17 protein-coding genes, 3 tRNA genes and 1 pseudogene are annotated in these 22422 nt (G+C 74.1%); 19 read left to right on the top strand and 2 right to left on the bottom strand.

Annotated features, from left to right (window positions below; translation table 11 throughout):
* Window positions 1–6 precede the first annotated feature (6 nt).
* The 9 genes from ACFPZN_RS39710 (at window position 7) to ACFPZN_RS39750 (ending at window position 6898) form a co-directional block, all read left to right on the top strand.
* Entirely contained in the window at window positions 7–591 is a 585-nt protein-coding gene (locus ACFPZN_RS39710) for a TetR/AcrR family transcriptional regulator (RefSeq protein WP_378287737.1), read from the top strand.
* Between the two features lie 69 nt (window positions 592–660).
* Window positions 661–1545 carry a metal-dependent hydrolase gene (locus ACFPZN_RS39715; RefSeq protein ID WP_378287738.1) on the top strand — a complete coding sequence of 295 codons (885 nt, stop codon included), beginning with the start codon at window positions 661–663 and terminating at the stop codon, window positions 1543–1545.
* On the top strand, window positions 1542–2594 hold the full coding sequence (locus ACFPZN_RS39720; RefSeq protein ID WP_378287739.1) for a PDR/VanB family oxidoreductase: 1053 nt from the start codon (window positions 1542–1544) through the stop codon (window positions 2592–2594). Before ACFPZN_RS39715 ends, ACFPZN_RS39720 begins: the two co-directional genes overlap by 4 nt.
* 12 nt (window positions 2595–2606) lie before the next feature.
* Entirely contained in the window at window positions 2607–3755 is a 1149-nt protein-coding gene (locus tag ACFPZN_RS39725) for an NAD(P)/FAD-dependent oxidoreductase (protein ID WP_378287740.1), read from the top strand.
* Window positions 3756–3823: 68 nt separating this feature from the next.
* A complete protein-coding gene (locus ACFPZN_RS39730; RefSeq protein WP_378287741.1) occupies window positions 3824–5212 on the top strand; it encodes a protein kinase domain-containing protein in 1389 nt (462 codons plus the stop codon).
* A gap of 219 nt (window positions 5213–5431) precedes the next feature.
* A tRNA-Leu gene (locus ACFPZN_RS39735) sits at window positions 5432–5505 on the top strand.
* Between the two features lie 4 nt (window positions 5506–5509).
* Window positions 5510–5584, top strand: a tRNA-Leu gene (locus tag ACFPZN_RS39740).
* A 25-nt stretch (window positions 5585–5609) separates the two neighbouring features.
* Window positions 5610–5692, top strand: a tRNA-Tyr gene (locus tag ACFPZN_RS39745).
* A 228-nt stretch (window positions 5693–5920) separates the two neighbouring features.
* Window positions 5921–6898: a glycosyltransferase family 2 protein gene (locus ACFPZN_RS39750; protein ID WP_378287742.1), complete on the top strand. Its 978-nt coding sequence runs from the start codon at window positions 5921–5923 to the stop codon at window positions 6896–6898.
* Between the two features lie 20 nt (window positions 6899–6918).
* Here ACFPZN_RS39750 and ACFPZN_RS39755 read toward each other — a convergent pair whose 3' ends face one another.
* Window positions 6919–7746, bottom strand: coding sequence for a glycosyltransferase family 2 protein (locus ACFPZN_RS39755; RefSeq protein WP_378287743.1), 828 nt, complete (start codon window positions 7744–7746; stop codon window positions 6919–6921).
* Between the two features lie 34 nt (window positions 7747–7780).
* Between ACFPZN_RS39755 and ACFPZN_RS39760 the strand changes: the two genes are divergently transcribed.
* Window positions 7781–8380 (top strand): LbetaH domain-containing protein, encoded by a 600-nt coding sequence (locus tag ACFPZN_RS39760; RefSeq protein WP_378287744.1) that lies wholly within the window; start codon window positions 7781–7783, stop codon window positions 8378–8380.
* A 156-nt stretch (window positions 8381–8536) separates the two neighbouring features.
* On the opposite strand, the gene ACFPZN_RS39765 is transcribed toward ACFPZN_RS39760, so the two are convergent.
* The gene (locus ACFPZN_RS39765) at window positions 8537–8845 is read right to left on the bottom strand and encodes a hypothetical protein (protein WP_378287763.1); all 309 of its coding nucleotides are present in this window, start codon (window positions 8843–8845) and stop codon (window positions 8537–8539) included.
* Between ACFPZN_RS39765 and ACFPZN_RS39770 the strand changes: the two genes are divergently transcribed.
* From ACFPZN_RS39770 to ACFPZN_RS39810, 9 genes and pseudogenes are all read left to right on the top strand, one after another.
* Window positions 8805–13424, top strand: coding sequence for a DUF4082 domain-containing protein (locus ACFPZN_RS39770; protein ID WP_378287761.1), 4620 nt, complete (start codon window positions 8805–8807; stop codon window positions 13422–13424). The two genes, ACFPZN_RS39765 and ACFPZN_RS39770, sit on opposite strands and share 41 nt — an antisense overlap.
* Before the next feature lie 10 nt (window positions 13425–13434).
* Window positions 13435–14508 carry a Gfo/Idh/MocA family protein gene (locus ACFPZN_RS39775; RefSeq protein ID WP_378287745.1) on the top strand — a complete coding sequence of 358 codons (1074 nt, stop codon included), beginning with the start codon at window positions 13435–13437 and terminating at the stop codon, window positions 14506–14508.
* Window positions 14505–15491, top strand: coding sequence for an SDR family NAD(P)-dependent oxidoreductase (locus ACFPZN_RS39780; protein WP_378287746.1), 987 nt, complete (start codon window positions 14505–14507; stop codon window positions 15489–15491). Before ACFPZN_RS39775 ends, ACFPZN_RS39780 begins: the two co-directional genes overlap by 4 nt.
* Window positions 15488–16675: a glycosyltransferase gene (locus tag ACFPZN_RS39785; protein WP_378287747.1), complete on the top strand. Its 1188-nt coding sequence runs from the start codon at window positions 15488–15490 to the stop codon at window positions 16673–16675. The genes ACFPZN_RS39780 and ACFPZN_RS39785 overlap by 4 nt, the downstream gene beginning before the upstream one ends.
* A gap of 80 nt (window positions 16676–16755) precedes the next feature.
* Window positions 16756–17736 (top strand): annotated as a pseudogene (locus ACFPZN_RS39790) (DegT/DnrJ/EryC1/StrS family aminotransferase); the annotation flags it as partial.
* A 151-nt stretch (window positions 17737–17887) separates the two neighbouring features.
* Entirely contained in the window at window positions 17888–19120 is a 1233-nt protein-coding gene (locus ACFPZN_RS39795) for a glycosyltransferase (RefSeq protein ID WP_378287748.1), read from the top strand.
* Window positions 19117–20646, top strand: coding sequence for an oligosaccharide flippase family protein (locus ACFPZN_RS39800; protein ID WP_378287762.1), 1530 nt, complete (start codon window positions 19117–19119; stop codon window positions 20644–20646). The genes ACFPZN_RS39795 and ACFPZN_RS39800 overlap by 4 nt, the downstream gene beginning before the upstream one ends.
* Window positions 20630–21304, top strand: a complete 675-nt coding sequence (locus ACFPZN_RS39805) for an acetyltransferase (protein WP_378287749.1) — start codon at window positions 20630–20632, stop codon at window positions 21302–21304. The genes ACFPZN_RS39800 and ACFPZN_RS39805 overlap by 17 nt, the downstream gene beginning before the upstream one ends.
* Window positions 21304–22407: a DegT/DnrJ/EryC1/StrS family aminotransferase gene (locus tag ACFPZN_RS39810; RefSeq protein ID WP_378287750.1), complete on the top strand. Its 1104-nt coding sequence runs from the start codon at window positions 21304–21306 to the stop codon at window positions 22405–22407. Before ACFPZN_RS39805 ends, ACFPZN_RS39810 begins: the two co-directional genes overlap by 1 nt.
* The last annotated feature ends 15 nt before the right edge of the window (window positions 22408–22422 follow it).

Raw genomic sequence — 22422 nt, forward strand, 5'->3', positions numbered from 1 at the left:
CCGGGCATGGCGACGGACACGCGACGCCGGCTGCTGGAGGCCGCCGCGCAGCTCTTCCGGGAGCAGGGATACGCGGCGACCGGCCTCAAACAGATCACCGCCGCGTCCCAGGCCCCCTGGGGGTCGCTCTACCACTTCTTCCCGGGCGGCAAGGAGCAGCTGGGCGTCGAGGCGGTCGGCCACTCCGGGGAGCGCTACCTGCGGCTGTTCGACCTGGTCTACGAGCGGGCGGAGGGCGGCGAGGGCGTCGCCCGGGCGATCGAGGACTTCTTCCACCTGAGCGTCGACGCGCTGGAGCGGTCGGAGTGGGGCGACGGGTGTCCCATCGCGACCGTGGCGCTGGAGGCGTCCGGCACGAGCGAGCCGCTGCGGCACGCGTGCGCGGAGGTGTTCGCCTCGTGGCGGGAGGCGATCGCGCGGCGGCTGGCCTCCGCCGGGATCGCGCCGGAGCCGGCCGGGGAGCTGGCCACCTACGTGCTGGCCGCGTTCGAGGGCGCGATCGTGCTCAGCCGCGCGGCGCACGACACCGAGCCGCTGAAGGTGACCGCCCGGGTGGTGGCCGGGACGGTCCGCGCGGAGCTCCCCGCGTGAGCAGGCTCACTGTTGTTCATGGAAGGGCTCGGGAGTAGCGTCTTAGACCAAATGTCAATAGGAGCGCCGATGCCCCCTCCCGAGCTCGCCGAACCCGAGAACATCGTCCTGCGCGCCCGCGACGTGCGCTTCGACTGGTCCCGGGTGCCGCTGCACTGGATCCCGGGCGAGCCCGAGGCCACCCACCTGATCAACGTCCTGCACCTGCTGCTGCCCGCGGGCGAGCAGTGGTTCGTCCGCGTGCTCAAGCAGGCCCTCCCGTACGTGCGCGACGAGCGGCTGCGCCAGGACGTGCTCGGCTTCATCGGCCAGGAGGCCGTCCACGCCGCCTCGCACGACGCCGTCCTCGACCACTTCGTCGCCCAGGGCCTGGACGTGCGGCCGTTCGTCCGCCAGATGGACTTCATGTTCGGGAGCCTGCTCGGCGACCGCGACCTCACCGGCGTCCGGGCGCGCGTCTGGCTGAACGAGCGGCTGGCCATCGTCGCCGCCATCGAGCACTTCACCGGCGTCCTCGGCGACTGGATCCTGGGCGCCGAGGCGCTGGACGCGGCGGGCGCCGACCCGATGATGATGGACCTGCTGCGCTGGCACGGCGCCGAGGAGGTCGAGCACCGGCACGTCGCCCACGACCTGTTCATGCACCTGGACGGCTCGTACGCGGCCCGGATCCGCGCCATGGCCGAGACGATCACCATGCTGACGTCCCTGTGGCAGCGCGGGCACCGCTTCCTCATGGCCCGCGACCCGCTCATGGCCGGCCACCCGGTGAAGGGCGGCCTCCGCCACATGTACCGCGCGGGGCGCGCGGGCCTGCTGCCCCAGGGCCGCCTCCTTGGGCGCTCGGTCGGCCGCTACCTCAAACGCTCCTACAGCCCGCTGAACGAGGGCTCCACGTCCAGGGCCCTGGACTACCTCGCGACGTCCCCGGCCGCGCAGGCGGCGCTGCGATGACCGCCATGCCGCCCGACCTGCGCGGCCGCCGCGCCCGCGACCCCTTCTGGGTGACGGTCAGCGCCGTCTTCCGGGGGATCGAGCGGGTGCGGTCCCTGCGCGCGCCGGTGATCCCGAACGTGCCCCCGGTGGACCGGACGCTGCGCCTGGTCGTCCAGGAGGTACGGCCCGAGGCGGACGGCGTGGTGAGCCTGCGGCTCGGCGCCCCCGACGGCCGGGCGCTGCCGCGCTGGCAGCCGGGCTGCCACCTGGACGTTCGGCTCCCGTCCGGGCGGCGCCGCCAGTACTCGCTGTGCGGCGACCCGGCCGACCGCCGCGCGTACCGCGTCGCGGTCCGCATGATCCCCGGCGGCGCCGGCTCGACCGAGATCCACCACGAGCTGCACGAGGGAACGACCCTCACCGTCGAGGGCCCGCGGAACGCCTTCCCGTTCCTGGTCCGCGACCGCTACCTGTTCCTCGCCGGCGGCATCGGCATCACGCCCGTCCTCCCGATGGTGCGGGCAGCCCACCACCTCGGCGCGGACTGGCACCTGGTCTACACGGGCCGGACCCGCGCCTCGCTCCCGTTCCTGGACGAACTCGCCGCGCTCCCCGCGGACCGGATCACCGTCCGTGCCGACGACGAGGTCGGGGTGCCGGACGGCGCCGGGCTGCTGCGCGGGGCGCGGCCCGGCACGGCCGTGTACTGCTGCGGCCCCGCACCGATGATCGACGCCGTGCGGGGGGCGTTCGTCCCGGACGGGAACCGCACCCTCCACTTCGAACGCTTCGCCCCGCCCGCGGTCGTCGACGGCCGCCCGTTCGAGGTCGAGCTGCGCCGCAGCGGGCTCACCCTTCGGATACCCGCCGACCGCTCCGCGCTCGACGTCATCCGCGAGGCCCTGCCGGATGTGCCCTACTCCTGCCGCCAGGGGTTCTGCGGCACCTGCCGCACCCCCCTCCTGGCCGGCGACGCCGACCGCCGGGCCCCCTCCGACCCCGACGACGGCTCGATCCTCATCTGCGTATCACGAGCGAGCGCCGGCCGCCTGACCCTGAACCTGTAGTCCAATGGGGTCATGCGAGTCGCTGTCATCGGGGCCGGGGTCGTGGGGGCCGCGGTCGCGGCCGGGCTGACCCGGCGGGGTGCGGAGGTCGTCCTGCTCGACCGGGACGTGCCGGGGGCCGGGACGACCGCCACCACGATCGCCTGGATCAACTCCAACAACAAGGACCCTGACCACTACTTCGCGTTCAACCACGCGGGCGTCCGGGCGCATCACGCGCTGGCGGCGGGCGGCGGCGACTGGTTCGTCCCCACCGGCAGCCTGGAGGTCGCGGCGAGCGACGAGCACCGCGGGTGGCTCGCGGAGCGGGTCGCCAAGCTGCGGAGTCGCGCCTACCCGGTGCGCTACCTCACGGCGGACGAGGTCCGCGAGCTGGAGCCTGACCTGGTCCGGCCGGACGGGGCCGACTACGCGTTCTTCCCCGAGGAGGCGCACGCCCACCCGATCAGGCTGCTCGCCCGTTTCCTCGGCGAGGCCCGCGACGGCGGCGCCCGCGTCGAGACCGGCGCGGAGGTCCGCGAGATCGCCTCCTCGCCCTCCGGCGTGACGCTCGCGCTCGCCGGCGGCCGCACGCTCACCGCCGACGTCGCGGTGACGTGCGCGGGGCGGTGGACGCAGGAGGTGGCCGCGTCCGCCGGACTGACCGTGCCGATGCTCGACCCGCGCGTGTCCGGCCCGGCCGTCAACGCCTACCTGGGCGTGACCGCCCCCATCCCGGCCCGGCTGTCCCGGCACGTCACCACCGGCCGCCTCAACCTGCGGCCCGACGGCGGCGGGCGGATCATGCTGCACGCGCTCGACCTGGACGCCACGGCCGATCCGGCCGCCGAGCCCGCGCCCGCGATCGGGACGGAGCTGCTCTCCCGGCTCCCGGGCGTCCTGGCACCGGTGCCGGGCGCCCGCCTCGAACGGCTCGTGGTCGGGCAGCGCGCCATGCCCGCCGACGGCCTCACGGTCGCCGGTTTCGCCGACGGCCACGCCCGCGTCTACGTCGTCGCCACGCACAGCGGGATCACCCTCTCCGCCCTGCTCGCGGAGGAGGTGGCGGCCGAGGTGCACGGCGCCGAATCCGCCTGGCTGCGCGCCTACCGGCCGACCCGGTTCGCGGCCGGCGGCGCCGGTCCGGCGTCCGTCCCGCCCCGCTGGCCGGGCGAACAGTGACGCCGGAACTCCTGTGATATGCGAACCTTGTGAGGCTTGCCGCCCACGACCCGCAAGGAGAACGCATCGTGCCGGGCCCGTCGCACCTTGATCATCCGGCCCGTATCGGTCCGTACCGGATCCTGGACCGGCTCGGCGAGGGCGGCATGGGCACGGTGTACCTGGGCGCCGACGACTCCGGCGGCAAGGTCGCCATCAAGGTCATCCGCAAGGAGCACGCGGCCGACCCCCGCTACCGGGCCCGGTTCGAGTCGGAGGTCGCGGCGGCGCAGCGCGTCCGGCCGTTCTGCACCGCCCCGGTCCTGGACGCCGACCCGCGCGCCGACCCGCCCTACCTGGTCACCGAGTTCGTCTCCGGGTCCAGCCTGCAGGAGGCGGCCCCGCTGCGCGGCGCCGACCTGGAGGCGCTGGCCGTCGGGATGGCCTCCGCGCTGACCGCGATCCACGACGCGGGCGTGGTGCACCGCGATCTCAAGCCCGCCAACGTGCTGCTGTCGCCGTACGGGCCGCGGGTGATCGACTTCGGGATCGCGCGGGGCGCGGACGCGACCCGGCTCACCGCCACCGGCGGGCTGGTCGGCACGCCCACGTTCATGTCGCCCGAGCAGCTCAACGGCCGCGACGCCACCCCCGCCTCCGACGTGTTCGCCTGGGGCGCGACGCTCGCGTTCGCCGCCAGCGGCCGGCCCTGCTTCGGCGGGAGCACGCTGCCCGCGATCATCCACCAGATCCTCACGGCCGAGCCCGAACTGCGCGGCCTCGACGGCACGCTCCTGACCGTCGTGCGGGCCGCGCTCGCCAAGGACCCCGCCGGCCGTCCCACCGCGCAGCAGCTCCTCCAGCGCCTGGTCTCCAGCACGCAGCAGCCCGCGACCCAGCCGGGCACCCAGTCGGCGCCGCCTCCGCCGCCGCCGTCCGTCCACGTGCAGCAGCCGCTCCCGCCGCCCGCGATGGGCTCGGACGAGTCCGCCGCCCTGGTCGAGCGGCAGTACCGCCTGGCCGCCGAGGCCGGCGACACGGCGGCCATGTACAACCTGGGCGTCCTGCTGAAGTGGCGCGGCCAGACGGCCGAGGCCGAGTACTGGTACCGCCGGGCCGCCGCGGGGCAGCAGACCTACAACCGCGCCCCGTACCAGACCGCCTACAACCGGCCGGTCGCGTACAACACCCCCGCCCCCACGCACGCCGGCGCGCACGGCTACGCCCAGCCGCGCTACAACAGCGCCGCCGTCTACGCGATCACCTTCGGCGTGCTGGGGATGTTCACCTGCGGCCTTCCGTCGATCCCCGCGATCATCGCCGGCCACATGGGCTGGGTGAAGGTGAAACGCACCGGCGAACGCGGCGCCGGAATGGCCGCGGCCGGGATCGCGCTCGGCTGGATCATGGTGGCCTTCTGGGTCCTGATCGCCATCGGCTGGGCGATCGGCGATGACACTTCGGGTTCGACGCCCTAAAGAAAAAGGGATTGCGTTAACCGGGGAATGATGGCACTGTAGTACCCGTCAGCCCGGAACGGGAATGACAGCGAGACTTCTGAGAGGAGGCCGGCCGTGCGGCGACTACTTTATCGACTGCCCCAGGCGTCATGCGCCCCCGCCGGCCGGTATTATCCCGCCTCCTGAGCTTCGCCGGCCGCGCGGATCGCAGTGACGCCCTACCTCGATCCTTGTCACGCGGCTCTACTCCAACAGGCAGAGAGGCCACTCTCAGGACGTGGATGTTCCGGGTTCGACTCCCGGGAGCCGCACGACGCCCCCGTCGCCCAACAGGCAGAGGCGCCTGCCCGAGGAGCAGGAATGGTGCGGGTTCGAATCCCGCCGGGGGTACGCGGTAGAAATCCCAGCCGAACGAGGGGCGGCGCCGACGCTGGAGAGTCGGGGCTGGCTGTAACCCAGTCGCCTAGCGCTGAGTGGGTTCGAATCCCACCCGCCCCACCCATTATTTCCTTTCCGCATGCCATTTCTGGAAAGGAAAGACCCGGTCCCTGCCGCTGTTCATGGGAAAGGGCGGCGGCCGGTCAGGGACGAGCCGCCGGGCGAGCGCCGTAGGCCGGGACTCGGAGACGCGGCCTCGCCCCGCTTGACCACGACCGGTCAGGGCGCCGGTTGCGGGCGGCGGATGCGGGACGCTGACCCCGGAGGGCGGGCACGGGGGAGGTCCAGGTGCGGGACGAGGACGGCGACGGCCGCTTCGCGGACGCGGAGCCGCCGGGCGACGGCGTGTCGATCATCGTGGTGACGTACCGCAGCGCGCGGCACGTCGAGGCGTGCGTGGCCGCGCTGCGCCGCGCCGCCCGGGACGGCGCCGCCGAACTGATCATCGTGGACAACGACTCCCCGGACGACACCGCCGAACTCGCCCGTACCGTGGCGCCGGACGCCCGGGTGGTCGACAGCGGCCGGAACGGCGGGTTCGCCCACGGCTGCCACGAGGGCGTGGCCAGGGCCCGCGGCCAGTGGCTGGTCTTCGTCAACCCCGACGCGGTCCCCGCCCCCGGCAGCATCGAGGCCCTCCTGGACTGCGCCCACGCCGAGCCGCAGGCCGGGATCGTGGGCGGCCGCTGCATCGCCCCGGACGGCACGACCGACCCGCGCAGCTGGTGGGGACGTCCGGACCTGTGGTCGGCGTTCTGCTTCGCGACCCTGCTCAGCTCGCTGTTCCCCGGCAACCGGCTGTTCGACCCGGAGGCGCCGCGGCCGTGGTCGAGCGACGTCCAGCAGGTGCCCGTGGTCACCGGCGGGTTCATGCTGGTGTCCAAACGGGTGTGGGAGGAGACCGGCGGTTTCGACCGGTCGTTCTTCATGTACGGCGAGGACGCCGACCTGTGCCTGCGCGCGGCCGGTCTGGGCTACACGCCCACGGTGACGGGCCGCGCGACGTTCCGGCACGAGGTGGGCGCGTCGTCGAGCGGCGCCGCCAAGCTCGTCATGCTCTTCACCGGCAAGGCGACCGTGATGCGCCGTCACGTCGGCAAGGGCGCGGTGCGGCTGCTCCTGACGGGCGTCTTCCTGCGCGCCGCGCTCAGCCGCGTCGTCAGCGCCCGCCCCGGCCGCCAGGGCAGACCCACCGCCAAGGGCGCGGACTGGCGCGAACTATGGAAACGACGCCGCGACTGGTCCAAAGGCTGGCCCGCCCAGTGACCCCCCGGCCCGCCACCAGGTCATGCTCGGCTGCTGTTGTCGCGTTGCCAGGTGGTCGGGGTGGCGTGGCGGGCTCGGTGGCGGGCTATGAGGGCCACGGTGAGGAACAGGGCGATGTGCGGGGTGAGCCAGGGGGCGCGGCGGGCTATGGCGGCCAGGTCGGCGACGCCGGTGCGGGCGGAGCCGCCGGGCTGGTCTGGGGCGGCGCTTTCGAGTTGGTCGGTGCCGGCGGCGGCGCGTTCGCGGCGGCGGAGCAGGTCGGCGAGGGTGCGGGGCGGGTGGACGACGACGCGCGCGCCGTTCGCGATGGCGCGTTCGTGGGGGGCGAAGGCGAGGGAGGCGGCGAGGTCGTCGGCCATGACCTGGGGGAGTGCGGCGATGCGGGTGTGGCCTTCGGCGGTGACGCCGATGACGCCGCGTCCGAAGAGGCCGCGGCGGATTTCGGGCAGGCGCGTCCACACGGCGTAGTAGGCGCGGACCGTCCAGGGGCGGCCGGTCATGTTCAGGGCGCGGGACGGGGCGGCGGCCAGGATGCCGGGGCGGTCGAGGGCGGCGGCGAGGGCGTGGACGTCGGCGGTGCGCAGTTCGACGTCGGCGTCCACGTAGAGGCGGGGGAAGCCGCGGGCGGCGGTGTCGCCGAGGCGGAGCGCGGCGGCCTTGGACGCCTCGGGTGTCTCGACGACCCGGACCGCGTCGCCGAATGAGGCGGCGATGTCCGCGGTGGCGTCGGTGCAGCCGTTGGGGACGACGACGATGTCGAGGTCGCCGGGCCGGGCCGATTCCAGCAGGCCCCGCAGCAGCCGGCCGATGACCTTGGCCTCGTCGTGTGCGGGGATCACGATGCTCACCACAAGTGGCGAGTATGGACCAGGAGGGAGATCCATGGGCGTCCGGATCGAGCCAAGCGCCGATGTCGACGAGAGCGCGGTGATCGGGGACGGCACGGCGGTGTGGCATCTGGCGCAGGTGCGCGAGAACGCGGTCCTGGGCCGCGACTGCATCGTGAGCCGGGGCGCGTACGTCGGGCCGGGGGTGCGGATCGGGGACGCGGTCAAGCTGCAGAACCACGCGCTGGTGTACGAGCCGGCGGTGCTGGAGGACGGGGTGTTCATCGGCCCCGCCGCGGTCCTGACCAACGACCTGTATCCGCGTTCGGTGGACGTGGACGGGAAGTTGAAGCGGCCGGCGGACTGGGACGCGCTCGGCGTGACGGTGCGGGAGGGGGCCTCGGTGGGGGCGCGGGCCGTGGTGGTGGCGGGGGTGACGGTCGGTCGGTGGGCGCTGGTCGCGGCGGGCGCGGTGGTGGCGCGGGACGTGCCGGACTTCGCGCTGGTCGCCGGGACCCCGGCGCGCCGGATCCGGTGGGTGGGGCGGGCCGGGGTGCCGCTGGAGGACGCGGGCGGCGGCCGGTGGCGGTGCCCGCGGACCGGTGAGGATTACGTGGAGGCGGCCGCCGGATGTTTGGATCTTGCGCCGCGCTGACCCCCTAGGCCACCACCGGCCAGACCCTCTTCTTTCGGCGGGGGCCGCGCTTATAGTCGAGACGCTTTCGGTACGGGGTTGTTTTTCGGAGCTCGGTATTCGGGGCGGGGCCGGTCCTTATTCGGGTTTCCGGTGGTCCTGCTCGCGGTGGGGTCGCTAGGGGGCGCGCAGTGAGGGCACGATCGTCATGAACGCGGCCCCCATTCGGGTGCGGGCCAGTCTGCTGATGGTGTTCGCCCTGGTAGCAGGGTGTCTGGCGGCGCTGGCGACGCCCGCGGTGCGGGCCGCGGCGGGGCCGTGCGACGCGGGCGGCAATCCGGTGGCGTGCGAGAATTCGAAGCCGGGTTCGCCTCCTTCGGAATGGGAAAAGGCGTCCGGAGGCGGCCAGACGATCGAGGGTTTCACGACCTCGTTCAGCGTGAACGTGGGGCAGACCGTCCAGTTCAAAATCAGGACGCCGGCCACCGGTTACTCGATCGGCATTTACCGGATGGGTTATTACGGTGGTAATGGTGCGCGTAAGATCGCGCAGCTGGCACCGTCGGCGGCGCTGCCGCAGCCGCAGCCCGCGTGCCTGACCGACGACGCGTCCGGGCTGGTCGACTGCGGCAACTGGGGGGTGTCGGCGAGCTGGCCGGTGCCGGCCACGGCGGTGTCGGGGATCTACTTCGCGCATCTGGTCCGGACGGACGGCGAGGGCGACGACAACCACGTGGTGTTCGTGGTCCGCGACGACGCGAGCCGGTCGGACATGGTGTTCAAGACCTCCGACACGACGTGGCAGGCGTACAACAAGTGGGGCGGCAACAGCCTGTACGCGGGGGACAGCACGGCGGCGTCCGGGCGCGCGGTGAAGGTGAGCTACAACCGGCCGTTCGGGACGCGGGAGGACACCCCGTGGGGGCGTGACTTCGTGTTCGCCAACGAGTACCCGATGGTGCGGTTCCTGGAGGCCAACGGCTACGACGTGAGCTATATCGGCGGCGTGGACGCCGACGCGCGCGGGCAGCTCATCAGGAACCACCGGATGTTCCTGTCGGTGGGGCACGACGAGTACTGGTCGGGTGCGGAGCGCGCGCACGTGGAGGCGGCCCGGGACGCGGGCGTGCACCTGGCGTTCTTCAGCGGCAACGAGGTGTACTGGAAGACGCGCTGGGAGAACGGCGCGGGCGCGTCGGGGGCGTCGCACCGGACGCTGGTGGTCTACAAGGAGACCCGCGCCAACGCCAAGATCGATCCGTCGCAGGAGTGGACGGGGACGTGGCGGGATCCCCGGTTCAGCCCGCCCTACGACGGCGGCCGGCCGGAGAACGGCCTGACCGGGACGATCTTCACGGTGAACTGCTGCGGGGTGGCGCTGAAGGTGCCGGCGGCGGACGGGAAGATGCGGTTCTGGCGGGGCACGGCCGTGGCCGGGCAGCCGGCGGGGTCGACGATGACGCTGGTCGACCAGACGGTCGGGTACGAGTGGGACGAGGACCTCGACAACGGGGCGCGGCCCGCGGGCCTGTTCCGGATGTCGTCGACGACGGCGGAGGTGCCGGAGAAGCTCGTCGACTACGGGTCGGAGGTGGCGCCGGGCACGGCGACGCACTCGCTGACGATGTACCGGGCGCCGAGCGGGGCGCTGGTGTTCGGCGGCGGCACGGTGCAGTGGTCGTGGGGGCTGGACGCGGTGCACGACGGCCCGTCGGACGCGCCGACGTCCCCCGATCCGAACGTGCGGCAGGCGACGGTGAACCTGTTCGCCGACATGGGCGTGCAGCCGCTGACGTTGCAGAGCGGGCTGGTCAGGGCGTCGGCGTCGGCCGACCGGACGCCGCCGGTGTCGTCGGTCACCTCGCCGGCGCCGGGCACGGACGTGGTGAACGGCCGCACCCTGACGATCTCCGGTACGGCGTCGGACGTGGGCGGCGGCCAGGTCGGGGGCGTGGAGGTCTCGACCGACGGCGGGACGACGTGGCGGGCGGCGAAGGGCCGGGCGAACTGGACCTACGCGTGGGACGCCGCCGGCAACGGCCCGGTGACGATCAAGACGCGGGCGGTCGACGACAGCGGCAACATCGAGACGCCCGGTGCCGGGACGACGTTCGACGTGGCGTGCCCGTGCCGGCTGTTCGGTGATTCGGCGGTGCCGTCGCGGCCGTCCGACAGCGACACCACGGCGACCGAGCTCGGGGTGAAGTTCAGGGCGGCCTCGAACGGCTGGATCACCGGCATCCGCTTCTACAAGGGCCAGGGCAACACCGGGACGCACACCGGCACCCTGTGGGACAAGGACGGCAACCGGCTGTCGTCCACGACGTTCGTGGACGAGACGGGGTCGGGCTGGCAGACGGCGTCGTTCCCCACACCCGTCCAGGTGCAGGCGGGCACGACCTACGTCGCGTCCTACTTCGCGCCCAACGGCCGGTACGCGGCCGATCCCGCCTACTTCGCCCTGAAGGAGCACAGCGTTCCGCCGTTGACGGGGCTCAAGGCGGACACGCCGGGCGGCAACGGCGTCTACCGCTCCGGCTACTCGGGGTTCCCCACGTCCACGTTCAACGGCGGCAACTACTACGTGGACGTCACGTTCGTCACGGTGAAGCCGCCGGACACGATGAAGCCCACCATCGTGGACAACACGCCCTACGCGGGCTCGTCGAGCGTGAAGACCTCGACCAGGCCGGCGGTGACGTTCAGCGAGCCGATCCGGCAGGGGACGCCGCAGTTCACCCTGAGGAACGGCACGACCGCGATCCCGGGCACGGCGAGCCTGGACGACTCCAGGACGGTCCTCACCTTCACGCCCTCCTCACCGCTGCCCGCCTCCACCAGGCTCACGGCCTCGGTCGCCGGGGCGAGCGACGACGCGGGCAACACGATGGAGGGCTTCGGCTACTCCTTCACGACGGCGAAGCCCGCGCCCGTCCCGGGGCAGTGCCCGTGCAGCATCTGGCCGGACGACACGACCCCGGCGGTGGAGGGCGTCGCCGACGCGAACGAGATCGAGCTGGGCGTGCGCTTCACCGCCGACCGCGACGGGTTCGTCAACGGCGTTCGCTTCTACAAGGGCCGCAACAATGACGGCCCCCACATCGGCACCCTCTGGAGCAAGACCGGGGGGCAGCTCGCCACGGCGACGTTCTCGAACGAGTCGACCCTGGGCTGGCAGGAGGTCACCTTCTCCACGCCCGTCCAGGTGCAGGCGGGGGAGACGTACGTCGCCTCGTACCACACGACCAAGGGCTGGTACTCGGCCACGTATGGCGGGCTCGGCGGCGCCGTGGACAACCCGCCGCTCCAGGCCCTCGCCAACGGGAACGGCGGCGGGAACGGCGTCTACAAGTACGGCCCGCGGGGTTTCCCCAACCAGTCGTACGGCGCGACGAACTATTGGGTCGACGTCGTGTTCACGCCCCCGCCGGACACCACGCCCCCGACCGTGTCCAAGGGCAGCCCCTCGAACGAGGCCACCAGCGTCCCGACCGGGGCCAAGGTCAAGGTGACCTTCAACGAGCCGGTGCGCTCCGGAACGCCCGTATTCACCCTGGCCGGGCCCAGCGGTCAGGAGGTCGCGGGCACCGCGGTCCTGGACGCGACCGGGCGGACGCTGACGTTCACCCCGTCCACCGGCCTCGCCGCCGCCACCCGCTATACGGCCAGGGTCAGCGGTGCCAGGGACGTGGCGGGCAACGTGATGGCGGGCACCACGCAATGGTCGTTCACGACGTCGGGGGCGTGCCCGTGCACTCTCTTCCCCAGCGACGCCGTGCCCACGACCGTAGCCGACAGCGACACCCGGGCCATCGAGGTGGGCGTCAAGTTCACCGCCGACCGGGCCGGATGGGTCTCCGGCATCCGCTTCTACAAGGGGCCCGGGAACACGGGCACGCACGTGGGAAGCCTCTGGACCCACGACGGCATCCGCAAGGCGCAGGGGACGTTCACCAACGAGACGGCGTCGGGCTGGCAGACCCTCACGTTCTCGGCCCCGGTCGCCGTCGCCGCAGGGGCGACCTATGTCGCCTCGTACCACGCGCCCAACGGCCACTACTCGGCCGACGGAGGCTACTTCACCTCCGCCTACGACAACGCCCCCTTGCACGGCCTCGCCACCGGCACCACGCCCGGAGGGAACGGCGTCTACACCTACACCTCCACCTCGCGCTTCCCCAGCAGCACGTGGGGCGGGGCGAACTACTGGGTGGACGCCGTCTTCACCGACGCCGACCCGGGGGACACCACCAAACCCACCGTGGACGCCATCGACCCCGCGAACGGGGCCACCAGCGCGCCGCGCGCAGCACGTCCCTCGGTGACGTTCGACGAACCCGTGCAGGGCGGCACCGTGCAGTTCACCCTGACAGGACCCGGCGGCGCCCAGGTGGACGGGTCGGTGAGCTACGACCCCGACACGCGCACCGCCACGTTCACGCCCGCGGCCCCACTCGCCTGGACGACCCGGTACACCGCCACCGTCCAGGGAGCCAAGGACCTCGCGGGCAACACGATGACCGGCACGCGCACCTGGTCGTTCACCACCGCCAGGCAGACCACGCCCGGCCAGTGCCCCTGCTCCATCTGGCCCGACGAGGCGACGCCGCAGATAGCGAGCGTGGACGACGCGGGCTCGGTGGAGCTGGGGCTGAAGTTCCGCGCCGACTCCAACGGCTGGGTCACCGGCGTCCGCTTCTACAAGGGCGCCCAGAACACCGGCACGCACACCGGCAGCCTGTGGGACAGGGACGGCAACCGCCTGGCCACGGCGACCTTCACCAACGAATCGGCCTCCGGCTGGCAGGAGGTCCGCTTCGCCACCCCCGTCCAGGTGACGGCCGGGACGACCTACGTCGTGTCCTACCTCGCCCCCGACGGCCACTACTCGGCCAGCGTCGGCGCCTTCCAGAACCAGGGCGTCGACGCGCCCCCGCTCCACGCCCTGCGGTCGGGAGAGGACGGCCCCAACGGCGTCTACCGCTACGGCTCCGGGGGCTTCCCGTCCACCGCGTCCACCTCCAACTACTGGGTCGACGCCATCTTCACCACCACGGCACCGTGAGGAGCTTTCCTTGTCCACGACCATCGGGGTAGAGGCCATCGGCCTGGCGGTGATCGGCGCCGGGTACTGGGGGCCCAATCTGGTCCGGACCGCCCAGGCCACTCCGGCGCTGCGCCTGGAGTGGCTGTGCGATCTGAACGAGGAACGTGCGCGGGGCGTGCTCGGCCCGTACACGACCGTGCGGGCCACGGCGTCGTACCAGGACGTCCTGGACGACCCCGCCGTCAAGGCCGTCGCCATAGCGACCCCCGCCGCGACGCACTTCGACCTGGTGCGCGCGGCGCTGGAGGCCGGAAAGCACGTCCTGGTGGAGAAGCCCCTCACGCCCACCGTGCACGAGAGCGCCAAGCTGGTCGAGCTCGCCGAGCGGGCCGGGCTGGTGCTGATGTGCGACCACACCTACTGCTACACCCCGGCCGTCCGGAAGATCCGCGAGCTGATCCACGGCGGCGAGATCGGCGACATCCAGTTCGTGGACTCGGTGCGCATCAACCTCGGCCTGGTCCAGCCCGACGTGGACGTGCTGTGGGACCTGGCCCCGCACGACCTGTCGATCCTGGACCACGTGCTGCCCGGCGGCGTCACGGTCGAGGCGGTGGCCGCGCACGGCGCCGACCCGATCGACGCCGGGCGGCTGTGCATGGCGCACCTGTCGGTGTGGCTGTCGACCGGGGTGATGGCGCACGTCCACGTGAACTGGCTCAGCCCCACCAAGATCCGCACGACGGTGATCGGCGGGTCGCGGCGCACGATCGTGTGGGACGACCTCAACCCCGTCCAGCGGATCGCGGTGTACGACCGGGGCGTCGACCTGGCCCCGGCGGGCTCGCTCGACCCGGCCGAGCGGCACCAGGCGCTGATCAGCTACCGGGTCGGCGACGTCCTCGTTCCGGCGCTGCCCGAGCGGGAGGCGCTGCGGGAGGTGATGGCCGAGTTCGCGGCGGCGATCGCCGAGGGGCGCCCGGCCCGCACCGACGGCCGCGCGGGCCTGCGCGTGGTCGCCCAGCTGGCCGCCGCCAGCCGCAGCGCCGCGTCCGGCGGCCGCCCCGTCCGCCTCACCGAGCGCACCAAGGAGAACGCATGATCGCAGGATCCCGCTGCCTGGTCACCGGCGGTGCCGGCACGATCGGCTCCACCATCGTCGACCAGCTCGTCGAGGCGGGCGCCGCCGAGGTTGTCGTGCTCGACACCTTCACCCGCGGCCGGCGCGCCAACCTGGCCGCCGCCGTGGCCGAGGCCGGCGACCGGGTCCGGGTGGTGGAGGGCGACATCCGCGACCGCGCGCTGGTGCGGGCGCTGATGGACGGCGTGGACGTGCTCTTCCACCAGGCCGCGATCCGGATCACCCAGTGCGCGCAGGAGCCGAGGCTGGCCCTGGAGGTGCTGGTCGACGGCACCTACGAGGTCATCGAGGCGGCGGCGGACCACCGCGTGCGCAAGGTCGTGGCGGCCTCGTCGGCGTCGGTGTACGGGACGGCGACCGCGTTCCCCACCCCCGAGGACCAGCACCCCTACGACAACGACACCTTCTACGGGGCGGCGAAGGCGTTCAACGAGGGCATGCTGCGCAGCTTCCACGCCATGCGCGGCCTGGACTACGTGGCGCTGCGCTACTTCAACGTGTACGGGCCGCGCATGGACGTCCACGGCCTCTACACCGAGGTCCTGATCCGCTGGATGGACCGGATCGCCGCCGGGGAACCGCCGCTGATCCTCGGCGACGGCCTGCAGACCATGGACTTCGTCTTCACCGAGGACATCGCCCGCGCCAACCTGCTGGCCGCCGAGTCCGACGCCACCGACGCGGTGTTCAACATCGGCTGCGGTGTGGAGACGAGCCTGCGCGAGCTGGCCGAGGCGCTGCTGCGCACCATGGACGCCGCGGACCTCGGCCTGGAGTTCGGCCCGCCCCGCGCGGTGAACGGGGTGGAGCGGCGGCTGGCCGACATCTCCGCCGCCCGCGAGCGCCTCGGCTGGAAGCCGCGGATCGGGCTGGAGGAGGGGCTGCGGCGCCTGGTCGACTGGTGGCGCGCCGAGCGCGCCGCCGGGGACCCGGGGGCGCCGTGATCGTCTACTTCGCCGGGACGGCCTACGACGGCGTCGCGGGCACGGACCGGCAGCTGGCCGACCGGCTCGCCGCGCTGGAACCCGTCCTGTACGTCGATCCGCCCATCTCGCTCGTGACGCCGCTGCTGCGCCCGCACCTGGCCGGTTCCCTGGACGGCCCGCCGCTGCGCAGGCAGGCCCGCGGCCTGTGGCGGCTGATCCCGCGCGTACTGCCGGGCGCGTACCGGCCCGGCGTGCACCACGCCAGCGCCGCGCTGGTGCGCCGCGCCGTCCGCCGGGCGGCGCGGCGGCTCGGCGGCCGGGTCACGGCCGTCGTCATCGCCACCTACGACGCCGGGCTGCTCGGCGCCGTGCCGGGCGCCCGGACCGTCTTCTACGCCACCGACGACCTGGTCGCCGGGGCGGACCTGATCGGGCTGCCGAGGCGGCGGCTGGAGGCGGCCCGCGACCGGCTCCTGACGGGCGCGGACGCGGTCGTGGCCGTCTCGCCGCACCTTCAGGACGACTTCCGCGCGCGCGGCACGGACGCCGCGATGATCCCGACCGGCTGCGCCCCCGGCGCCTACGACGGCATCGACGACGCCCCCTGGCCGCCCGGCCTGGAGGACTTCGGCCGCGACCGGCCCGCCGCCGGGTTCGTCGGGCACATCAACGCCCGGATCGACATGGACGTCCTGGAGGGCGTGGCGGCGGCCGGGCATCCGCTGCTGCTGGTGGGGCCGCACGACCCGTCCCACGAACCGGCCCGGTTCCGGGCCCTGACCGCCCGCCCGAACGTCCGCTGGACGGGCCGCAGGAGCTTCGCCGAACTGCCGTCCCACATGCGCGTCATCAAGGTCGGGCTGACCCCGTACGCGCGCAGCGCCTTCAACGACGCCAGCTTCCCCATCAAGACCTTCGACTACCTGGCCGCCGGACGCGCCGTGGTCGCCTCCGAGCTGCCGTCCACCCGCTGGCTGCGCGACCGCGACCCCGAGGGCGCGGAGCTGATCAGGGCGGAGGCCGGCGCGGCCGGGTTCGTCCGGGCGGTCGGCGAGGAGCTGGCGGCCGAGGCCCCGGCCGGGACGGCCGCGCGGCGGCGCCGGTTCGCCGAGCGGCACGACTGGACCCATCGCGCCCGGGATCTGGCCCGGGTGCTCGACATTCCCGCCGGAAGCGCACGAGAGGAGGTGCCCGCGCCGTGATCCCCGTGATCCCTGTGATCAAGCCGGTACTGGGCGAGGAGGAGGCCGCCGCGGTGGCCGAGGTGGTGCGGTCGGGCTGGGTGGCCCAGGGGCCGCGGGTCGCCGAGTTCGAGACCGCGTTCGCCGCCAGGGTCGCCGCGGGCCACGGCGTGGCGACGTCCTCGTGCACGACGGCGCTGCACCTGGCGCTGCTGCTGGCGGGCGTGGGGCCGGGCGACGAGGTGGTCGTGCCGTCGCTGTCGTTCATCGCCACCGCCAACGTCGTCCGGCACGCGGGCGCCGAGGTGGTCTTCGCCGACGTGGACCCGGTCACGGGCAACGTCACCGGCAAGACCGTCGAGGTGGCGCTGACCGGCCGCACCCGCGCGGTGATCGCCGTCGACCAGGGCGGGGTGCCGGTCGACCTGGAGGAGATCCGCACGCTGTGCGATCCGCGCGGGATCACGGTGGTCGAGGACGCCGCGTGCGCCGCCGGGTCGGTCTACCGCGACCGGCCGGTCGGGGCGGCGGCGGAACTGGCGGCGTGGTCGTTCCATCCGCGCAAGCTGCTGACCACCGGCGAGGGCGGCATGCTGACCCTCCCCGACGGGGAAAGGGCGAAGCGGGCGCGGCGGCTGCGCGAGCACGGGATGAGCGTGAGCGCCGCCGAGCGGCACGCCAGCGATCGGGTGGTCATCGAGGAGTACGGCGAGACCGGCTTCAACTACCGGATGACCGACCTGCAGGCCGCGATCGGGCTGGTCCAGCTGGGCAGGCTGGACGCGATCATCGGCCGCCGGCGCGCGCTGGCCGCCCGCTACCAGCGGCTGCTGGCGGAGATCCCCGGCATCGCGTGCGTGCGGGATCCGGGCCTGGGCCGGACCAACTACCAGTCGTTCTGGATCGTCCTGCCGGACGACTTCCCGGTGGGCCGCGACGACCTGCTGCGCCGGATGCTGACGGCGGGCGTGTCGGCCCGGCGCGGGATCATGGCGGCGCACCGCGAGCCCGCCTACGCCGACGTGCGCGGGCGGCGCACCGCCGACCTGCCGGTCACCGACCGGTTCGCCGAGCGCTCGCTCATCCTGCCGCTGTTCCACGAGATGACCGCGTCCCAGCAGGACCGGGTGGTCGAGACGATCACGGCGGGCGGCCCATGGCCGGGGGGAGGGGGGGGATGGGGGGGGTCTTGGGGGGGGGGGGGGGGGGGGGGGCCCCCCCGGGGGAGGCGACATGCGGATCGGCGGGAGCCAGCTGAACGCGATCGAGCTGGCCGCCGCCATGCGCGGGCTGGGCCACCGGGCCGCGATCATCAGCGAGCCGGGCCCGCTGGTGGAGCGGGTCCGGGAGGAGGGCCTGGAGCACTTCACGCTCGATCCGGGCCGCCGCCGGCCCGCGCCGTCCACCGTGCGGCGGCTCCGGGCGCTGGTCGCCGAGCGCGGGTTCGACGTCGTGCACGGCTACGAGTGGCCGCCCGGCCTGGAGGCCTTCCACGCGGTGCGGAACCGCCGGGACGCCGCCGCCGTGTGCACCGTGATGTCGATGGCGGTCGCGCCGTTCCTCCCGCCGACGCTGCCGCTGGTGGTCGGGACCGAGCAGATCAAGCAGGACGTGCTCGCCCGGCGCGGGCGCAGGCCCGGCGCCGTCCACCTGATCGAGCCGCCGGTGGACGTGGCCGCCAACGCGCCCGGCCACCCGGCCGAGGAGTTCCGCAGGCGGTTCGAGCTGGAGCCCGGACCGATCGACGTGGTGGTGGTGAGCAGGCTCGCGGCCGAGCTGAAGCTGGAGGGCCTGCTCACGGCCGTGGACGTGGCGGGGCGGCTGGCCGCCGAGACCGGGCTGCGGCTGGTGGTCGTCGGGGACGGCCCGTGCCGCGATCGGGTCGAGGCCCGCGCCGCCGAGGCCAACGCCCGCGCGGGCCGGCGCGCCGTGGTCCTCACCGGGCAGCTGGACGATCCGCGCCCCGCGTACGCGTCGGCGTCGATCGCGCTGGGCATGGGCGGGTCGGCGCTGCGCGCGATGGCGTTCGCCAAGCCGCTGGTCGTGCAGGGCGAGCGCGGGTTCTTCGAGCCGCTGACGCCCGAGTCGGCCGGGATGTTCCTGGAGCAGGGCTGGTACGGCATCGGCGGCGAGGGCGCCGACCGGCTCGAGACGATCCTGCGCACCCTGGCCGGGGATGCCGCGCGCCGCCGCGAGTTGGGGGAGTTCGGGCGGCGGCTGGTGGTCGAGCGGTTCAGCCTGGACGGGGCGGCGCGCGTCCAGGAGCGCATCTACCGCGACGCCCTCGACGCCGCCCGTACCGGAGCGGGCGCGCTGGCCGTGCGGCGGGACGCGGCGAGCACGGTGGGCCGCGTCCTGGCGTACAAGGTCGAGCGCCGTGCCCGCCGCCTGCGCGGCGCGGTCGCCCTGGACGACTTCAACGCAGTCGCCTCCAAGGGCGCGGCCGCGCGGAGCAGCCCGCGGTGAAGCGCTGGACGAACCCCCTGAAACGGCTGGCCGTGGGGGAGGACGGGACGCTCTTCGGCAGGGCGTCGCGCGCCCTGGGCTGGAGCCTGGTCAACACGGCGGCGGGACGGCTGGGGACGCTCGCCATCGGGATCGCGCTGGCCCGGATCCTCGGGCCGACCGAGTTCGGGGTGTTCGCGGTCGCGCTGGTGGCGCTGCTGGCCGTGCTCAGCTTCAACGAGCTGGGCGTCAGCCTGGCGATCGTCCGCTGGCCCGGCGACCCGCGCGCGATCGCGCCGACGGTCGCGACGCTCTCGCTGGTGTCGAGCTGCGCGGTGTACGCGGGCTGCTTTCTGGCGGCGCCCGCGTTCGCGTCCGCGATGGGCGCGCCCTCCGCGACCGGGGTGATCCGGCTGCTCACCCTCAACGTCGTGATCAACGGGCTGGTGGCGGTGCCCGCCGCGCTGCTGCAGCGCGGGTTCCGCCAGGACCGCAAGATGCTGGCCGACCAGGTGAACAACTGGGGCGGCGCGGCCGTGTCGATCGCGCTCGCCGCCGCCGGGACGGGCGCGATGAGCCTGGCGGTGGGACGGCTGGCGGGCGCCGCGGCCTCGGCCGTGCTGCTGGTGCGGGCGTCCCCGGAGCCGCTGCGGTTCGGGTTCGACCCGGCCGCGGCGCGGAGGCTGCTGCGCTTCGGGCTGCCGCTGGCCGGGTCGAGCGCGGTGGTGTTCGCGGTCGGCGGCGTGGACCAGCTCATCGTGGGGCACGTGCTCGGCCCGACCGCGCTGGGCTTCTACGTCCTGGCGTTCAACCTGTCGAACTGGCCGGTCGCGATGTTCTCCCAGCCGGTCCGCAGCGTCGCGCCCGCCGCGTTCGCCCGCATCCAGCACGATCCGCCCGCGCTGCGCCGCGCGTTCCTGTCCACGGCGGGGCTGCTGGCCGGGCTCACGCTGCCGGTCTGCCTGCTGCTGGCGGGCGCGGCCGAACCGCTGGTCCGGCTGGTGTACGGGACGTCCTGGGAGCCGGCCGCGGCGGCGCTGCTGTGGCTGGCGGTCCTCGGCGGGCTGCGGATCATGTTCGAGCTGTTCTACGACTACTTCGTGGTGCTGGCCCGCTCCCGCGCCGTGTTCGCCGTGCAGGCGGTGTGGCTGGCCGTCCTCGTCCCGGCGCTGGTCGCGGGTGCCCGCCTGGACGGGATCGCCGGGGTCGCCGTCGCGCACGTGCTCGTCGCGGCGCTGGTCGTGCTGCCGCTGTACCTGTGGGAGCTGCGCCGCGCGGGCGTCCCCCCGGCGCGGGTGCTGGGACGCACCGCCCTCCCGGCGCTGCTGGCGGCGGCGGTCGGGCTCGCCGCCTGGGCCGCGCACACCGCGATCGACCTCGACGTACTGGCGCTGGCGGTCGCGGGGACCGCGGCGGCGGCCGCGTTCGCCCTGCTGTTCCGCCCGATGCGGGACGCCCTGCGCGCGCTCCGCGCCATCGACGGGCGCGCCGACGACCCCGAAGAAGACCGGACGACACTGGAGGCGGCCGATGCCGGAACCGGATGACCTGATCATCGTCGGCGCGGGCGGCCTCGGCCGCGAGGTCGCGCAGGCGGTGACCGCGCTGCCCGCCTGGCGGCTGCTGGGCTTCGCCGACGACGACTTCGACAGGCGCGGCACCGCCGTCGACGGCGTGCCCGTCCTCGGCGACGCGGAGGAGACCGCCAAGGCGCACGCGACCGCGCGGCTGGCGGTGTGCACCGCGAGCCCGCGCGACCCGTCGGTGCGGCGGCGGATCGTGCGGCGGCTGGGACTGCCCGCGCGGCGCTACGCCACGCTCGTCCACCCGGCGGCGTGGGTGTCGCCGTCCTCGCGCGTCGGCCCGGGGTCGGTGGTGCTGGCGCAGACCGTGCTGACCGCGTCGGTCCGGGTCGGCGCCCATGTCGCGATCATGCCGCACGTCACGCTGACGCACGACGACCAGGTCGAGGACTTCGTGACGATCGCGTCCGGGGTGCGGCTGGGCGGCGGCGTGCGGGTCGGGTTCGGCGCGTACCTGGGCGCGGGCGCGCTGGTCCGGGAGGGCGTCTCGATCGGCGCGGGCGCGCTGGTCGGGATGGGGTCGGTCGTGCTGCGCGACGTGCCGCCGGGAGAGGTGTGGGCCGGTTCGCCCGCCCGCCTGCTGCGCCCCGCGACGAAGGAGAAACGGAAGGAGGGACAGTGATGGCCGAGGTGCCGTTCGTCGACCTGGCCGCCGCGCACGCCGAGGTGGAACGTGAGGTGCTGGACGGCTTCCAGCGCGTCCTGGCCTCCACCGCGTTCGTGCAGGGCGATGACGTGCGGGAGTTCGAGGAGGAGTACGCGCGGTTCACCGGCGCCGGGCACTGCGTCGGCGTCGCCAACGGCACCGACGCCCTCGAACTGGCCCTGCGCGCCCTCGGCACCGGCCCCGGCGCCGAGGTCGTGCTGCCCGCCAACACCTTCGTCGCCACCGCCGAGGCCGTGGTCCGGGCGGGCGCCCGCCCGGTCCTGGTCGACGCCGAGCCCGGCGACCTGCTGATCGACCCGGAGCGGGCGGCCGCGGCGGTCGGGCCGTCCACCGCGGCGATCGTCCCCGTGCACCTGTACGGGCGGCTCGTCCCGATGGACCCGCTGCTGGACCTCGGCCCGCCCGTCCTGGAGGACGCCGCCCAGTCGCAGGGCGCCCTCCACGACGGCCAGGGCCTGTTCGGCGCCGTCGCCGCCACCAGCTTCTACCCGGGCAAGAACCTCGGCGCCTACGGCGACGCGGGCGCGGTCGTCACCGGCTCGGCCGAGCTGGCCAGGACGGTGCGGCTGCTGCGCGACCACGGCAGCGAGCGCAAGTACCGGCACGAGATCGTCGGCTTCAACTCGCGGCTGGACACCCTCCAGGCGGTCGTCCTGCGGGCCAAGCTGCGCCGCCTGGCCCGGTGGAACGACCTGCGCCGCGCCGCCGCCGCCCGCTACGCCGAGCTGCTCGACGGCGTCCCGGGCCTGGTCCTGCCCTCGCCGCCCGGGACGGGTCCGGGCGGCGGGCAGGAACACGTGTGGCACCTGTACGTCGTCCGCGTCCCCGCGCGCGACGAGGTGGCCGGCCGGCTCGGCGACATGGGGGTGCGCTGCGGCGTGCACTATCCCGTCCCCGTCCACCTGCAGCGGGCGTTCCGGTACCTGGGCCACGGCCCCGGCGACTTCCCGGTGGCCGAGCGCGCCGCCGGGGAGATCCTGTCGCTGCCGATGTTCCCGCAGATCACCGCGGCGCAGCAGGAGCGGGTCGCGGCCGCCCTCCACAAGATCCTCGGCTGACCGCCGCATCCCTGG

The sequence above is a fragment of the Actinomadura rugatobispora genome (assembly GCF_042656285.1).
Classification (GTDB): domain Bacteria; phylum Actinomycetota; class Actinomycetes; order Streptosporangiales; family Streptosporangiaceae; genus Spirillospora; species Spirillospora rugatobispora.

What these genes read in the sequence shown, in the direction of transcription:
- ACFPZN_RS39760 (WP_378287744.1), top strand. Translation starts at nt 7,781, where the DNA reads ATGGGCGTCCGGATCGAGCCAAGCGCCGATGTCGACGAGAGCGCGGTG.
- ACFPZN_RS39795 (WP_378287748.1), top strand. Translation starts at nt 17,888, where the DNA reads ATGCGGATCGGCGGGAGCCAGCTGAACGCGATCGAGCTGGCCGCCGCC.
- ACFPZN_RS39715 (WP_378287738.1), top strand. Translation starts at nt 661, where the DNA reads ATGCCCCCTCCCGAGCTCGCCGAACCCGAGAACATCGTCCTGCGCGCC.
- ACFPZN_RS39805 (WP_378287749.1), top strand. Translation starts at nt 20,630, where the DNA reads ATGCCGGAACCGGATGACCTGATCATCGTCGGCGCGGGCGGCCTCGGC.
- ACFPZN_RS39810 (WP_378287750.1), top strand. Translation starts at nt 21,304, where the DNA reads ATGGCCGAGGTGCCGTTCGTCGACCTGGCCGCCGCGCACGCCGAGGTG.
- ACFPZN_RS39720 (WP_378287739.1), top strand. Translation starts at nt 1,542, where the DNA reads ATGACCGCCATGCCGCCCGACCTGCGCGGCCGCCGCGCCCGCGACCCC.
- ACFPZN_RS39780 (WP_378287746.1), top strand. Translation starts at nt 14,505, where the DNA reads ATGATCGCAGGATCCCGCTGCCTGGTCACCGGCGGTGCCGGCACGATC.
- ACFPZN_RS39725 (WP_378287740.1), top strand. Translation starts at nt 2,607, where the DNA reads ATGCGAGTCGCTGTCATCGGGGCCGGGGTCGTGGGGGCCGCGGTCGCG.
- ACFPZN_RS39710 (WP_378287737.1), top strand. Translation starts at nt 7, where the DNA reads ATGGCGACGGACACGCGACGCCGGCTGCTGGAGGCCGCCGCGCAGCTC.